Below are 15,066 nucleotides of genomic sequence, written 5' to 3'. Positions count from 1 at the left end.
TTTACTTACACACTGGATCGATTAATTAAAGAAGTTAGGTTCCTCAAAAGGACATTCTAATTTAAGTAAGTAGTATGTAAACGTCTGGCCACTTTTAGTATGATAGATCCGTACAAAATCAAAATAAAGTCAGATTAAGTAAGTAGAGATCATAACTATTTCTTTATACTATCAAAGAATAGTTATACTTTAACTGATGGTATGATACGATTATCATGATAATAATGTCTTTATAACAACATTGACTCGGATCTATTTTACTACCATCAAAATTATCCCCAGTATTTAAAAAGTAGATTATTCTTTTTTGTTACTGGTTAATTAACCTGAGAGTATTGCTAATGATATTTCCGTGATCTGCATCAACTTCGGTAGTTACCACAAGAAGATGATCATCATCTAAAGGAATAGTTATACGTTTCAATTTTTCATATTCTGTCATCGCATATATCCCCTTTCCGGTTTTACCCGTAAGCGATTTTCTCAGTCCCCATCTGCCCACTGCTTGTAAATTAGATTTTTGTGATTCTTGAGGCGAAAGCAAACTGGATTTGCCCTCTCTCATGCCGCCATACTTTGTTTCACCGGACTCATCACAAATGCCTGCAAAACGAACTTTTGGATCGCTGTCTAAAATACTTTTACAGATTTGATCATAATTCATGGTTATATAGATAAATGGCTCGTATTAAACATATCATAAACTAGTAAGAATGTGTGATTTACCATTAGAATCATACGAATATTAGTTTGGCTATTCGAAATCCTTACAACATTTATAATTTATTCTCAAATAATTTTGTTGATGGTACCACGGATTAATGACCTAACAAAACATGGTAATCAGAAGAATGACATTAAATTGCTATTTTAATCACTATTATATGATTCAACTAAGTGCGTCCACTTCCGATATAACTTTATGAACATATTGGGAGCCGCTTTTCTAATTGATCTGGGAGTCAGATTTTCAGTTCCGCGTTACTGAATGGAGTTCCTATTTAAACCTATTTAACATTACACGTAGCAATTTAGATCAATATTCTAGTAATATTTATGAAAAGTTACATAGAACAGATAGTTGACATTATGTTTTGTCGCTTATCCCTTTAGTATGAGGAAATCCAAGAACATTGTAATTGTAGTAAGATTATACGTTCAATCGTAGTTTTTACTTCTTTACTATTATGTCAATATCTCTGTCGATTGGCTTATTTCTTATTAGTAAGAGAAAGAGGTAGAGAGCATTATCGGCCTTCGGTTCTTCCCGGCTACCTCCGTCTAATTGTATTCCTTTAAAATGATATTGGGTATACGATATGTATAAATACATCCTTGATCCTATATATCGTATGTCCGATGGAATGGATGAGGGGGTGAAATAATGGGTTACGGTTGTTGTGGATCAGGTTATACTGGTAGAAATTTTCTAACTAGAGAAGAGAAAATACAGTTATTGAGAGAGTATCATCAGGACTTAAAAAGAGAAGTTCAGGGAGTAGAAGAAAGAATAAAAGAATTGGAAGTAGATTAATCTCTTTCTTATCTCTTTTATATTAGCTGATCCGATTAAGATGGCATGGCGTTACTATTGTAAAGGGAGGTTGGAGAGACCGAGTTGTCATAATTTTGCTTATTGCTATGGTATATTATTTTATCCGTATTGAGGATACTTATTACAAATTTTGGTTTTAGTATATTTATTGTAATATTCACTTCAAAAATTAATATATATTTAATATATGATGCTTAAAATTTTGTATGAAAAATTGCGATGTAGGTATCGACAAAAGAGGGATGGAGAGTCAGTGCTAAATATAACAAAATTTAATCACCATGAAATTCGACACGCAGGATTATCACTCTGGTTAAGGAATAATTGAAATGCCTGAAAGAAACAAGAGAAATAAAGACGACAACGATATTGAATTATCTGACGAAACAGAGAAAAGGATAGATCAACTGCCGGAACATGCTCAGCATATTTTTAAGAAGGCTCATGCCAGTGCTCTGAAGGAATATGAAGACCCGAAGAAGAGGAGAGGGGGTTCAAAGGAGGATGTAGAAGAGGTAGCTCACAAGGTAGCTTGGGCTGCTGTGAAGAAGGACTATGAGAAAAAGGGTGATGAATGGATTAAGAAATAGACTACAGATACAACATGTTCAAATCTCATTCTAACATGAATTAATAAACAATAATATACTAATCAATTGACTCTCAGACTTTTAGTCGTTGTCTAATAGTGTTTATGCAAATTCCGCAGCTATTCCCAATTTAGCTTTTCATTTATTTATTTATTATTGCGTTGGTACATTCTTCGGTTACTGTATCAGCTTATTCAAAAATTACCAACATTGATTTTGTGAGTCGATATTTTAATAGATAGTTCAAAATTAACTTGATACTATCATGATCCTGCACAAAACTAGGAACATTTGTGGCTATAGCCATCCTTGAATAGAACCCGGTTGGAAAATTTTATCATCTACGAGCATTAACGTCTTTTGACTGGAGAATAAATGTAAATGCATTACCAGGTTCATGATTAACATCCCTTATAGTCAAGTTCTAGGGTTTGATTAACGAATCAAATCATAATTGACCTTAGTTGTGATAGTAGGAATTGGTCAGTTTGAATCATTTGCTTTTTTGATAATTTGGCAATTTCCTCTTAAGCTACAATTTTGACTCTGTTTGGATATATGTTTCAAGAGCTCTTAAATGGTTTGTAGGAGAATGACAATAAAGTACAAATCTTCTTGGTTTGTCTGTTACTTCTCTTATACCTAGACATAATTTTTCCTTAGGGAAGGTGGTGCATCAATAGGGATCATCATCATTGTTTACAAGAAACGTGACATCATAAACTCCGTCTGTAACCAAATAAAGACCACCTCATATTTCCTACTCTAAGCAACCTTTGAAGGGATTGCAAATTCTTTGAGGTATTCTGATATATGAGTAAAATTAGCTGACGTTGAACTGTTTGAGTCTTGTCGACTGTGGCTGATATACAAACTAAAACCAACTTCGGAAATCCCCTTTGTCCGTTCAATAAGATAGCTGAGGTTTGATCGGGTCCTAGTAAATCGTATCTTAATAGAATAAATGCACTTAGTATTGCAATAAAAGAGAAAGTGACTATCAAGATTCATTTCACTCATAATTAACGAGATAAAAGGATTTTAATTATTCAGAGAATAACCATTTACGGGACCGGGACATTATAAGCTGTTAGTAGCGTGTCTTTTCATTATAACTGTTAAATCTTTAATTTGATTTTCGTTTTATTTCATTTACTATCTGATATGAAACGTACTTGCAATTAAAAACAAGTTATTTATTCGCCTTTCTATATATTGAAAATACGATACAAAATATCTAAGTTTGTGGGTTTCCTTTTAATGAGATTGGTGTTATATTGAGAATACTATCTATTGACGGTCCCGAAATCAGCTCCAAAAGAGGTATTTGTTGCCACGAAAAGGTAACTAATAAATAGCCAATGTGTGTCATTACTGATATGCGAGATGCAAACCTAATCAAAATAATGATAGAAGAACGTGCTTTGGTAAAATTGATCAAATCTATTGGTGAGAACGAATATTCAACTAGAGACTTGTTGAAAAAACTTGGCGCCTACGGGTATGGACATAAGTTACTGCTTAAAGCCGCAGATAGGAAATTGGTAGAAAGAAAAATCGTCAAGAATCGAACCTACAATAAGTTAACAAGAGAAGGTAAGAAGATGTTGAAATTAGCAGCAGAAATAGGTGTCTAATATATAATCAATACCTCGGACCCTCTTAATTTGAGTTCAAATTATAATTATAATATTTTTACTTTTACATTTACTTTTACATTTACTTTTACATTTACTTTTACATAAACCACTTACATGTCTTTTGTTCGGAAATAAGTTATAGGGTTGACTTTCAGACTAATCCCCTATACAACTCACTTGATTCTAGTCGTTTTTCTATTTCGAGTTAGATCCTGATAAATTGTGATCAAAAATATTGACAAAATGAAATAACCGCATAGAGTTATTACTGGCCATAGAAAGTAACAATAAATCCTCACAATGTTCTCATCTGTTCAATAACGCAAAAGATATACTTTCCAAATATATTTATTCAATAAACATGTATAACAAATATGAATCGTCTATTCATATGGAAAAGTCATTAATTTGCATCAAGCCAATATTATCCTAGTTTCTTATCCTGAAGATTTTGCCATAGAAGAGGCCAAAAGTTTAGTTGAATCAATCCCGGATTATAAAGTAGTTAGGGTTTTTACTCAAAGGTACTTAAACCGAGCTAAATATGGTATGGGACTCGGCAAAGCTGAAGAGATAAAACAATTTGTTTCACAAACAGGTAATATAGATAAAATAATTGTTGATGAACATTTAGGTGCAAAACAGATATTTAATTTAGAAGAACTTATAAAAATTCCGATAATTGATAGAGAAAGATTGATTCTTGATATTTTCTATTCTCGGGCAACAACCAATGAATCCAAGCTGCAAATCCAATTAGCTGAGATTCAATACAAGATGCCTCGTGTAAGAGAAAACGCAAAACTCATGAGTAAAAGCAACGAGAGGGTGGGAAAAGGAGGAATGGGTGAGTACATCGTAGATGTTCAGTTTCGTGACCTAAAACGACAGATGTCGTTCGTCAAAGACAAATTAAAAGATGCAAGTCTTAAACGTCATGAGTATCGCAAGCAAAGACTAAGAAAAGGAATGTTTATAGTTTCCCTTGTTGGATATACAAGTTCAGGAAAAACGACTCTTTTTAATCTACTTACTAAGGAAAATAAGGAAACTTCCGCTAATTTGTTCACAACACTTTCAACAACCACAAGATCGCTTGATAATTCTAGTAATATTGGCAATAAAGATGATGTAGAAGTCTTGGTTGTGGATACAGTAGGTTTTATCAGCCGGCTGCCGCATTACATGATCGACGCTTTCAAATCTACATTAGAAGAATCACTTGAAGCCGATTTGATTTTCTTTTTGATAGATTGTTCAGAGAATTTAGAAGATATTGGTAAAAAGTATTCTAGCAGTTGGAAGGTTCTCAAAGAACTCAAAATCGACAAGTCAAAATTACACATAGTGTTAACTAAAGTGGAGACTACCAAATCAGATCAACTGCAAGAAATAATGAAATACATGGATGATTCAATCGATAAAATTGCCATTTCATCAAAAACAGGATTTGGGATTCATAAACTTAGGAACTTGATAGCTTCAAAAAGGTCCAAATTAAAGGATGAACACTCAAAACTCACCCCCTCATGATTGATCACATGTTTTCATTTAGCAATATTGCAGATTATTTACTGGCAACGATGGTTATAGATACACGATGTGGTCACTCATATTATCTTTACATTAATTTTTTGCACCGAGTGGGAGAACCGCGTTTAATTACTGGTTACCTATACCCGTCTTATCTAATTATTTAAATACTATTTATTAGTATACTACTTATTAGTGTATAATATGATCAAGTATGATTTTCAGAATAGCATAGGTTTTATTATTAACAGGATCAGTAAATCGTTAATTTATGTAATAGATCAAGAATTGCGTCAGAAATTTGGTATTACCTTTGGACAGTGGAAAGTATTAATAATACTTGCAAATAATGCTACGGGATTAACTCAGAAGGAAATTGCTGATAAATTAGCTTTGGAAGGACCGACCATTATTCCAATAATCGACAAATTAGAAAAGGATGCATTCGTAATTAGAAAAATCGACCCAAGGGATCGAAGAATTAATCGGATTTTCTTGACCGAAAAGGCACACGGATCACTTGATGATACAATAGAAGATGTATCTAAAATAAAAAAAATATGCCTTAATCAAATACCTGAAGAAGATATTTCCACAACAAAAAAAACTTTGGAACAAATGTGGCTTAATTTATACGATAAATTTAATTTAAATTGCTCAGAGGAAATCAAGCAAAAGCGAGAATTAATCGACCAACCTGCATCAAACATCATTATTGAGAAACGACATACTTCCACAACAACTAATATGTAAGATTGGTAAAAGGTTTAAAAATAAAAATTGGGGGGGTGTTTAAAGAAACTGACATCTAAAAGAATTAAGGGATCCTCTTTTAATTTCAAAAATCTACTCAAAATATCACAACCCTGGAAAGTGCTAATCATTCTTAGTTGTCTTGCCACGATGGCTATGTATGCAGAAACAATGTTGATACCCGCAATTCCTACTCTAATAAGTGATTTTGACGTCTCTTATGGATTATCATCGTGGATTCTGACTTCTTATTTGATAGCAGGGGCTGTCATGACCCCTATAGCAGGCAAACTGTCTGACATTTATGGAAGAAAGAAAATTTTGCTAATTATTATGGCTATTTACACCGTCGGAGTTTCTTTAGGAGGATTTGCGAGTGATTTTCTTACAATGATTATAGCAAGAACAATTCAGGGCATTGGCCTAGGAATGTTCCCTATAGCATTTAGTATTATTCGAGATCAATTTCCAAGGGAAAGAATTTCCATCACGACCGGAATCATTACTTCGATGTTTGCTGCAGGTTCGGTCATTGGATTATCTGTGGGAGCTTTGATTATTCATGAATTTGGATGGAAGATGACATTTTTTACAATAATTCCTATTTCTATAATGTTACTACTAATGATACGAAAATATATTCATATTTCAGATAGTAACAATCTTGAAGAGACGACTGAAAAACAAAATCAACATACAAAGTTGCGAAATAATTCTACAGAGAATATTCCAAAGAAAAAGCAAACAATTTCTTCTCAAATAGACATTAAGGGATCAATTTTACTAGCAATTACAATTATTTCTTTTCTGCTCTCTTTAACATACTTGCAAACATCTCCAGATGAAACTATATCAAATCTTTCCAGTGATGCTAGTTCTAGTCCTTACTCTTCTCTGGAACAAGTAACCCCATTTTTGGTAATTGGAGCCACGTCTTTATTCTTCTTTGTTTGGTTGGAGAGGAGAGTCAAATATCCCTTGATTGATTTTAGAATTTTCTTGAAGCCGCCAATCTTGCTTTCAAATATGATCATAATGATAGTAGGATTGTCCATGTTTATGGTTTTTCAGACTGTACCAATACTAGTACAAAGTCCAGAACCAATAGGGTTCGGGGAAAATGCCATCAATACAGGTAAAATCCAATTGCCTTTCGCGTTAGTCCTTTTAATATTTGGACCCACTTCTGGATTTATCATTTCAAAACTGGGCTCGATAAAGCCTATAATTTTAGGTGCTGTTCTTACAGCGGCCGGATTCTCAGTGTTGTTATTGTTTCATTCAACAGAGCTCTCAATCTCCATAGGCTTGGCGATATTATCCGCTGGCCTCTCCCTTGCTTCCGTAGGGGCAGTAAACGTCACTATACTGGCTACCCCTATAGAATTTACGGGTGTAACTATGGGGATTAGTACAATGTTGAGAATTATAGGATCATCTATTGGACCGGCTTTGGCTGCAATGTATATGCAAACAAATCAATCACTAGTTAACATAAAAGGAATAACTGAATCATTGCCTTCCTCATTCTCTTTTGACCTAATATTTCTTAGCGCTCTGGTGTTTTCAATAGCTGCTATAGGCATGTCTATGATATTAAGGAAAAAAATACTTGCTAAACCCTACCTACAATAAAAATTATGACTTTGGGATTAGAATCTTTTTTATCCGTATTTTCGGATCCATGTTATTTAGATTATTTAGATGAAACCATGCAGACTCTTATATTGTAATTAAATAAATATTTGAAAACATCTTGACTAATGACTTATTCGTTGATATTATCTAGAGCGTAGTTTAGCCACTACCAAATTGACTCTTTTGTTGACCATATTGACCAGAATAATGACCAAAATGACCAAAAAAATGACTACTTTATTAGGCTAGGATTTCATAATTAATATGACACCAGTAATTTCATCTTTTAGCAATTCCATCGTTATCCAAAAATATTGTGACGGTAAAACCCTTGCTAAAATAACCCAAGAAACTAATCTATCCAAAGGCACAGTATATAATCTGGTCAAGCGCTGGAAGGACAACTTAGGAAACAGTGGAATTGAAGAAATACGGGAATTTGCAAGCATTGTGAACAAATCAGAAATGACAATTCGTGAATGTGCTCAGGGATTTAGAATCGTTCAAATTCTAAAGGAATTTGGTATCAATGACGAATTTGAGGAAAGGAATGATTCTGCACCCGAACAAGATCTTTTAGCAGTGATTAGAAACGAAACAAATTGTTGGGTTCCAAGAAAAAATGACTTTTTCGTAAAATCTCTAGACATTGGATTAACGAAAAAAAAATAAGGATCCTGTAACAAAAAATGAACTTTACTTTTTTATCGAAGACATATACAACAACTGTAAAAAATATGATATTAAACCATCAGATATTATAAGATGGCTCAAAGATTTGTTTAATTTTTATCCCGCTCTTCAATGTGAATTGCTGTCTGATAATAACAATGAACCTGATCTGTATTTATCCACAAATACAGAAAATGAATCAGCTAACTCAATATATTTGCGAAAAGCTCCACATCGGCAACATGATGATATTCAAAAAAAATTTGACGTAAACGATGATACGTCAATAAAACAAAAACAATGAAAAGAATATATCAATAGACATCTTATTTACTTCGCAAGTTTCTTATTATATCGAGCAAATCAAACTAGAGTATAAGGATCTCGAAAAGCACAGAAAATCACTTTATGATGAAATATCTATTATGGAGAATAAAAAATTAACTCTAGAAAACAATCTTAAAGAAACAATTGAAAAAGACAATAACATTCTAGCTCATTTGGAGTGGTATGATTTCTTAAAACAACATTTGTCCGATAATTGCAACATGATTTTAGATGAAGAGATCATATTTTTTTCATCAATAATTAATGACTTTAAGACATACAACTACAATATTCTCGACATACTGAAAGAATACAAACAAATTCAATCATTAAGAAAAGAAAGAGATCATATTCAAAATGATATAAATCTAAATGCTCCATTACAACAAAGCTTGCTCAAAGAGGTCGACTTACTAAATTCTAAACTTGATGTATCTAGGCAGACTATGAAAATACGGGGAACTCAACGCAATGGGGTTTGATCTTAAAAAGCTTAAACAACTCTATTGTACTATTATTGAAATCTCATTAGCCAATCATTTGCCGCCACTGGATGCCGTTACAAAGTTTCTAAATGATATTGAGGATCAATATGACAGTAAACTAGGATTTGAAACCAAAATAAAAGAATTGAAAGCGACCATGGATAAATTAAATGAAGAGATTCCCAATTACAAATTAAATTTTCAAATCCAATGTCATATTTCTGGCCTATTATCGTATCTTTTAAACACTGGCATAACAATTCAAGATATTGTAAACATGAACCACCTGGTAGTTATATTACAAGATAGCAACTTTCTTGCTGCTGAGACAGGGGCTAAAATGGGAAGTACAATAAGTGATACAAGAAGTAGCAATAATTCCAACAAAACTGACAAGAATAAATGTTGGAAATTATTCATTGATAAATTAAGAAGCATAAAGAGCCTTGATTCAGAAATTGAGAAACTAATTTTTCTTCGTAATCATTTAAGTACAGATATCTCTATTTTAAATGCAAAAAAAAGAATGAAATTGAAGAACTCTATTAAAATCTGTAACCGTCTAAATTATTTGTCATTACAATTCCTCAACGTGTTAGTTTACTCTAGTCAGACTCATGAAAATATGTATAAGAAAATTGAATTTCTTTCTCAATGAATCCATCTTTTTGTTGAATCGATTAAAAAAAGGGAGATGAAGCCAATAAGCATTCATAACGGAAATCATAATGACGTAGCAATCATACCATATTCCTTAGCAATTAAAAAACCCATAATTGTCAAAGCCCTTTGCAATTTGAACCTGATAATATCCAGAATCAGCAGCCTTAAAACCTTTGGACGTGTCCTAAGTGGATACAAATTATTATCATTGGATGGAATATTGATGAAAGATTATGATAACAAATCTTACTATGACAATGATTAAAATATACGATAATAATAAATGCAATCAAGATAAGTAGTTTTTTCAAAGAATAAATCTATGAGAAACACTGGATTGATCAACTTTAAACTTGTAATATGTATTTTATCCGGAATTGCCTTAGTATATATTATTTATCCACTCTTCAGCATCTTTATTTTTGTTGAACCTCACAACTTACTAGACTCATTGATAAGACCAACAGTCATTGACGCTTTTGTTCTAAGCATATGCACTGCGTCAATATCCACGTTATTGATAGCATTATTTGGTATACCACTGGCATATTGCTTATCAAGATACAAATTCCCAGGCAGATCTGTTGTACAAATTATCATTGTTATTCCTTTAGTACTGCCACCACTTGCAAGCGGTGCTCTTCTTTTGGGGGTGTTTAATCCTCAGTCATTTTTAGATGGACTATTTCCCAATATCGAGTTTACCCAATCAATAATAGGGATCATAATAGCGCAAACATATGTTGCCTCTCCATTCATGATCCTTGCAAGTATGGCTGCCTTCGATTCAGTTGACAAATCATTGGAAAATGTGGCCCGGGTTCTAGGAAAGAATCATTGGGAAGTTTATTTAAGAATATCTGTTCCTCTTGCAAAAAAGGGAATTTTGGTTGGAATTGTGATGGCGTGGATAAGAGCAATTGGAGAATTGGGAGCGACATTGATGTTAGCATATAATCCCCATACCATTTCAATTCAGATATATGAAGATAATGCTATAGGAGGTTTGTCACAAGCTATTCCGGGCATAATCTTGTCTATTTTACTTTCAGTAGCTCTAATAATTGTATATTCCATAATTATGAAAAAATCTAATACTGATACCAGAAAAAACAATAAAATCTTTAGTTTTGGAGAATCATAAGAAAGAGATCCAGTTGACCATAGAAATAATTAATGTAACCAAGTCATTTCCCGGATTTACATTAGGACCAATTAATCTGAAATTGCAGGATAATACCATTATGGTATTAATTGGACCCACTGGAAGTGGCAAGTCTACTCTTCTAAACCTAATTATGGGATTGGCCAAACCTGACAGAGGCTCTATTCACATCAATGGAATCGATTTAACCAATACACCTATTGCTTCAAGAAGAATCGGATATTGTTTTCAAAACCCCAGCCTCTTTCCACATTTGAATGTCTATGAGAATATTGTATTTGGTGTTAGGAAACGTGATATAGACAATAGGAAATTACGAATTAAGAGACTCGTTGAATCCATTGGGGTGTCTCATCTTCTTGACCGGAATGTAGTGGGATTAAGCGGAGGAGAGATGCAGAAAATATCTTTAGCACGAATGCTTGTGACGAAACCAAAAATAATGCTCATGGATGAACCTCTTGTTCATCTTGATACTAAAACTCGAGTTCAGTTGAGAAAGGATCTTAGGCGAATTCTTAAAGAAGAGGGAATATTGGGAATATATGTAACACATTTTGAAGATGATATATACGCACTTGCTGATTCTGTTTCGGTAATAGAAAAAGGCATCATCAAAAAGACTGATACACTAAAAACAATGCTAACTTTCCCGAATAATCAATCCAAGTCCACCTCATCAATATCAGAGTTTTTTCAAAAGGACTATAATTACCTAGAAGGTTGTGTTACAAAATCAACAAATGGGATTACTACTTTTAAGATAGGAGAACATAAATTTGAAATCATAGGCGATTATCCAATAGATTCAACTGTAGGAGTACCAATAAAACCTGAAGATATTATCTTGGCTGTAGATTTTGTCCGTACCAGCGCAAGAAATATAATTAAAACGAAAGTAGCTGCCATTGATGATGCTAACATCAAAACAGGCATATTGAATATACATTTAATTATTAACAGTATCAGTTTGATATCGAGGATTACAACGGAATCTAAAGAATATTTGAAAATTACGAAGGGTGCTTATGTATATGCCATATTCAAGGCTACTGCACCGCATGTTGTGCGTCAAGAAAAAAAGAAATAGAATTTCATAATTGAAATTGTTAAGTCACTTATTTATCGCTAGAAGATAATTTAGATTTGAAAATAGTAAAACAAACAAGTCAGTAGAGCAAAATCTAAAAACTATTGCAAAAAAGGAATTTTCTCCTTTAAAGATTTATAAAAAAATGATAATATTGTTTTCCTTGTCGTTGAAAGATTTACGGAATAGAATAAATAAAAAAATTAACAAGAACTATAACCACAGACAAAAAATCCTAGCCGAAATAAAGCAAAGCCTTGATATTGATTTTAACAAGATTTCTACTTATTCTTCAGTGATCGAGATTCATTCTCATTCATCCGATCCTAGTACTGAATTTAGAGTCGATTCTGAAAATATAAAAAAAATGAGTAGTGAAAGGGGAGTAAACCGAAACAATAAGACAAAAGAAAAACCTCTTTTCAGAATAGATTTACCTGATTCTATAATTGGATCACAGAGGTTTTATTACAAAGGTGTAGAAGTAAGTAATCTAACTATAGAAGAACTAAATAATCTAAAAAAAGACTTGGATTTTATCTTAAAAGAGATCGAAAAGGAAGTTGATAATCTTTTAATTTGAATTTTATTTATCTACCTCTTTAAATTTACTTGGGTTATTCTATTTATACTAGTAATACATTGTTTACAACATCAAGATCACAGATACCACAACTAATTTGTGTAGTTCTTATCATTTTAAATAGTAGATGTTTATATGACATCCCACATGATGCCCAAGATTCGTGTCACCGTCCTTTATTTTGCTCAAATACACGAAACAACTAGAAAAAAACAGGAAATAATAGAGTTGTCTACAGATACTTCAATAAAGGATCTTATATCAATCATATTAACCCGGTATCCAAATATAAAAAATATAAAAAACGTAAAAATTTCCGTCAATTACCATATTGTCAATTCAAACTCAAACCCTATTCTAAAAAACAATGATGAAGTAGCACTTCTACCACCAATTTCTGGAGGATAGTTTGCTTGAGTAGTAGAGATTTTCAAGAAGAGACCATCAAATTGGAAACTGATTCTAGTAATGAACTCCATAAATCTAAGAAAAACAACGACAAACTCAAACCATCATCATCATCACAAATAATAACGGAATCAGAAATCGATGTTAATGATGTTATAAATTCGATAACAGACATTGATGGACATTCGGGAGCCACGGTAATTTTTATAGGTTCAGTGAGAAACTTTGGATTAAATGGAAGAGTACAAAAAATGTTTTATGAATCTTATACAAAAATGGCCGACAATAAGATAAAACATATTGAAAAGCTTGCAATAGAAAAGTATGGTATTAATAAAATCAGAATAGTTCACAGAATAGGTGAATTGTCTTTAGGAACCAATAGTATAATCATAGCACTTTCGACTCCTCATAGCAAAGATGCCTTTAGGGCCTGCAAATACATTCTAGCAAAGATTAAACAAGAGGTGCCAATTTGGAAAAAAGAAATTCTATCAAAAGGCAATGAAAAATGGGTGGATGGGAAATCAATCAAGACAAATTAAAAAATCAAATATTTGGTTTAAATGTTGAAGTAAAATTTGAAATATATGTCCTGTATAATATTAAACAAATTTAATATCGCTCTCAATTTTAAATGAATGAATTAAAGTATGAAAAAAAACTCTGATCCATATTTTACTGTAGATAAGGCATTCAAAATTCTCTTAGAAAACATAACGGTTCCTAAGAACACAGAACTTGTTCCTGTTTTTGAATCCCTGGGAAGGATCCTAAAAGATGACGTTATTGCGCCAGAAAACCTACCTATTTACAACTCATCCCACATGGATGGATATGCAATCCGATCTACCGATGTTACTAGTGCATCAAAGAAAAATCCCATTCTTTTAAAGATTTCACTCTCTGAATCAACCATAGGGAACTTACCACTCTATATTCTGAAAAAAAAAGAAGCATATAGAATTCAAACTGGTGGGTACCTGCCATTAAAATCCGACGCGGTAGTACCCATAGAAAACATAAAAATAGTCAATAACGATCTTGTGGAGATTGTTGAACCCATAGAAAAAAAAAGTTTCGTATATTTCGCTGGATCGGATATTGAAAAAGGAAAAAAGGTGTTATGTAAAGAACAAGCAATACGAGTCCAAGACATGGGTCTTCTGGCTTCTTTACGGATAAGTAAAATTTCAGTTTTTAAAAAACCTCTAGTTACTATTATACCGACGGGTAACGAGCTTACTGAAGATATTAAAGAAAACAAAGAAAATAAAGGAAATAAAGTAGTCAATACTAATAGTCATATTATTTCTGCTTTAGTAGGTGAATTAGGCGGCATACCAGTAGATATGGGTGTTACTCCGGATGATGTGGATATCCTCGAAAGAAAAATTATTTACGCCTTAAAAACTTCTGATTTAGTTATAACTATCGGTGGAACATCGGCTGGTAAGCAGGATATTGTGAAGTCAACCATTAATTCGATGACATCATCTGAGATCATAGCTCATAAAATAAAACTGGATCGGGGTAGAGTAACAGGACTTGCAGCCGTCAATAAAAAACCGATACTAATTATGCCCGGACCAATTCAAGGCACCTTGAATGCCTTTTTTGTATTTGCAAGACCATTGATTTCCCTATTTTCGGGACGAACTACTTTTAATGTCTTTACTATTTCTGCCATAATGGTTGAAGATTGGACTTGTCGTAAGAAATTTCATGATTTTAGAAAAATAGTGTACGTCAACCTAATAAAATTGAAAGACAAGATCTATGCCAAACCGGTAATAGGTGAAACACAAAGTATCTCATTGTTAGTCAATACTAATGGTTATATGACTGTTCCTGAGAATGTGACAAATCTCTTTAGAGGAGACGTGGTAGAAGTAAATGTTCTACCCGGTTACTCGTATGTTAATGACATCGAATTTATGGAATAAATTATCTATGTAAATTTC

19 protein-coding genes are annotated in these 15,066 nt (G+C 32.7%); 17 read left to right on the top strand and 2 right to left on the bottom strand.

Annotation, left to right across the window (positions count from 1 at the left end):
• Positions 1–310: 310 nt before the first annotated feature.
• Positions 311–664, bottom strand: a complete 354-nt coding sequence (locus tag AB0A59_RS12650) for a DUF6659 family protein (RefSeq protein WP_458744304.1) — start codon at positions 662–664, stop codon at positions 311–313.
• Positions 665–1,384: 720 nt separating this feature from the next.
• On the opposite strand from AB0A59_RS12650, the gene AB0A59_RS12645 reads away from it, so the two are divergent.
• Both AB0A59_RS12645 and AB0A59_RS12640 read left to right on the top strand, forming a co-directional pair.
• Complete coding sequence (locus AB0A59_RS12645; protein ID WP_458744302.1) at positions 1,385–1,534, top strand: hypothetical protein; 150 nt, start codon at positions 1,385–1,387, stop codon at positions 1,532–1,534.
• Between the two features lie 350 nt (positions 1,535–1,884).
• Entirely contained in the window at positions 1,885–2,145 is a 261-nt protein-coding gene (locus AB0A59_RS12640; RefSeq protein WP_458744300.1) for a ChaB family protein, read from the top strand.
• 716 nt (positions 2,146–2,861) lie between these two features.
• On the opposite strand, the gene AB0A59_RS12635 is transcribed toward AB0A59_RS12640, so the two are convergent.
• The gene (locus tag AB0A59_RS12635) at positions 2,862–3,149 is read right to left on the bottom strand and encodes a hypothetical protein (protein WP_458744299.1); all 288 of its coding nucleotides are present in this window, start codon (positions 3,147–3,149) and stop codon (positions 2,862–2,864) included.
• A 375-nt stretch (positions 3,150–3,524) separates the two neighbouring features.
• On the opposite strand from AB0A59_RS12635, the gene AB0A59_RS12630 reads away from it, so the two are divergent.
• The 15 genes from AB0A59_RS12630 (at position 3,525) to AB0A59_RS12560 (ending at position 15,048) form a co-directional block, all read left to right on the top strand.
• Positions 3,525–3,782 carry a hypothetical protein gene (locus AB0A59_RS12630; protein ID WP_458744297.1) on the top strand — a complete coding sequence of 86 codons (258 nt, stop codon included), beginning with the start codon at positions 3,525–3,527 and terminating at the stop codon, positions 3,780–3,782.
• Positions 3,783–4,193: 411 nt separating this feature from the next.
• The gene (gene hflX, locus AB0A59_RS12625; RefSeq protein ID WP_458744295.1) at positions 4,194–5,318 is read left to right on the top strand and encodes a GTPase HflX; all 1,125 of its coding nucleotides are present in this window, start codon (positions 4,194–4,196) and stop codon (positions 5,316–5,318) included.
• A 204-nt stretch (positions 5,319–5,522) separates the two neighbouring features.
• Positions 5,523–6,071, top strand: a complete 549-nt coding sequence (locus AB0A59_RS12620; protein ID WP_458744293.1) for a MarR family winged helix-turn-helix transcriptional regulator — start codon at positions 5,523–5,525, stop codon at positions 6,069–6,071.
• Positions 6,072–6,191: 120 nt separating this feature from the next.
• The gene (locus AB0A59_RS12615) at positions 6,192–7,706 is read left to right on the top strand and encodes an MFS transporter (protein WP_458744291.1); all 1,515 of its coding nucleotides are present in this window, start codon (positions 6,192–6,194) and stop codon (positions 7,704–7,706) included.
• Between the two features lie 267 nt (positions 7,707–7,973).
• Positions 7,974–8,381: a helix-turn-helix domain-containing protein gene (locus tag AB0A59_RS12610; RefSeq protein WP_458744289.1), complete on the top strand. Its 408-nt coding sequence runs from the start codon at positions 7,974–7,976 to the stop codon at positions 8,379–8,381.
• A 106-nt stretch (positions 8,382–8,487) separates the two neighbouring features.
• Positions 8,488–8,685, top strand: coding sequence for a hypothetical protein (locus AB0A59_RS12605; protein ID WP_458744287.1), 198 nt, complete (start codon positions 8,488–8,490; stop codon positions 8,683–8,685).
• Positions 8,686–8,806: 121 nt separating this feature from the next.
• Positions 8,807–9,190, top strand: a complete 384-nt coding sequence (locus tag AB0A59_RS12600; RefSeq protein WP_458744285.1) for a hypothetical protein — start codon at positions 8,807–8,809, stop codon at positions 9,188–9,190.
• On the top strand, positions 9,180–9,851 hold the full coding sequence (locus AB0A59_RS12595; RefSeq protein WP_458744283.1) for a hypothetical protein: 672 nt from the start codon (positions 9,180–9,182) through the stop codon (positions 9,849–9,851). The genes AB0A59_RS12600 and AB0A59_RS12595 overlap by 11 nt, the downstream gene beginning before the upstream one ends.
• Before the next feature lie 36 nt (positions 9,852–9,887).
• Positions 9,888–10,121 (top strand): hypothetical protein, encoded by a 234-nt coding sequence (locus tag AB0A59_RS12590; protein WP_458744282.1) that lies wholly within the window; start codon positions 9,888–9,890, stop codon positions 10,119–10,121.
• Positions 10,122–10,178: 57 nt separating this feature from the next.
• Complete coding sequence (locus AB0A59_RS12585) at positions 10,179–11,000, top strand: ABC transporter permease (protein WP_458744280.1); 822 nt, start codon at positions 10,179–10,181, stop codon at positions 10,998–11,000.
• Between the two features lie 13 nt (positions 11,001–11,013).
• The gene (locus AB0A59_RS12580) at positions 11,014–12,111 is read left to right on the top strand and encodes an ATP-binding cassette domain-containing protein (protein WP_458744278.1); all 1,098 of its coding nucleotides are present in this window, start codon (positions 11,014–11,016) and stop codon (positions 12,109–12,111) included.
• A 145-nt stretch (positions 12,112–12,256) separates the two neighbouring features.
• Positions 12,257–12,694 (top strand): hypothetical protein, encoded by a 438-nt coding sequence (locus AB0A59_RS12575; RefSeq protein ID WP_458744276.1) that lies wholly within the window; start codon positions 12,257–12,259, stop codon positions 12,692–12,694.
• Between the two features lie 147 nt (positions 12,695–12,841).
• Positions 12,842–13,102 (top strand): MoaD/ThiS family protein, encoded by a 261-nt coding sequence (locus tag AB0A59_RS12570; protein ID WP_458744275.1) that lies wholly within the window; start codon positions 12,842–12,844, stop codon positions 13,100–13,102.
• A gap of 5 nt (positions 13,103–13,107) precedes the next feature.
• A complete protein-coding gene (locus tag AB0A59_RS12565; protein WP_458744273.1) occupies positions 13,108–13,647 on the top strand; it encodes a molybdenum cofactor biosynthesis protein MoaE in 540 nt (179 codons plus the stop codon).
• A gap of 108 nt (positions 13,648–13,755) precedes the next feature.
• Complete coding sequence (locus AB0A59_RS12560; RefSeq protein WP_458744271.1) at positions 13,756–15,048, top strand: molybdopterin molybdotransferase MoeA; 1,293 nt, start codon at positions 13,756–13,758, stop codon at positions 15,046–15,048.
• Positions 15,049–15,066: the final 18 nt, after the last annotated feature.

The organism is Candidatus Nitrosocosmicus sp. T, assembly GCF_054408485.1.
The sequence above is the reverse complement of the archived record's forward strand: the minus strand, read 5'-3'. Positions and strand labels throughout refer to the sequence as shown.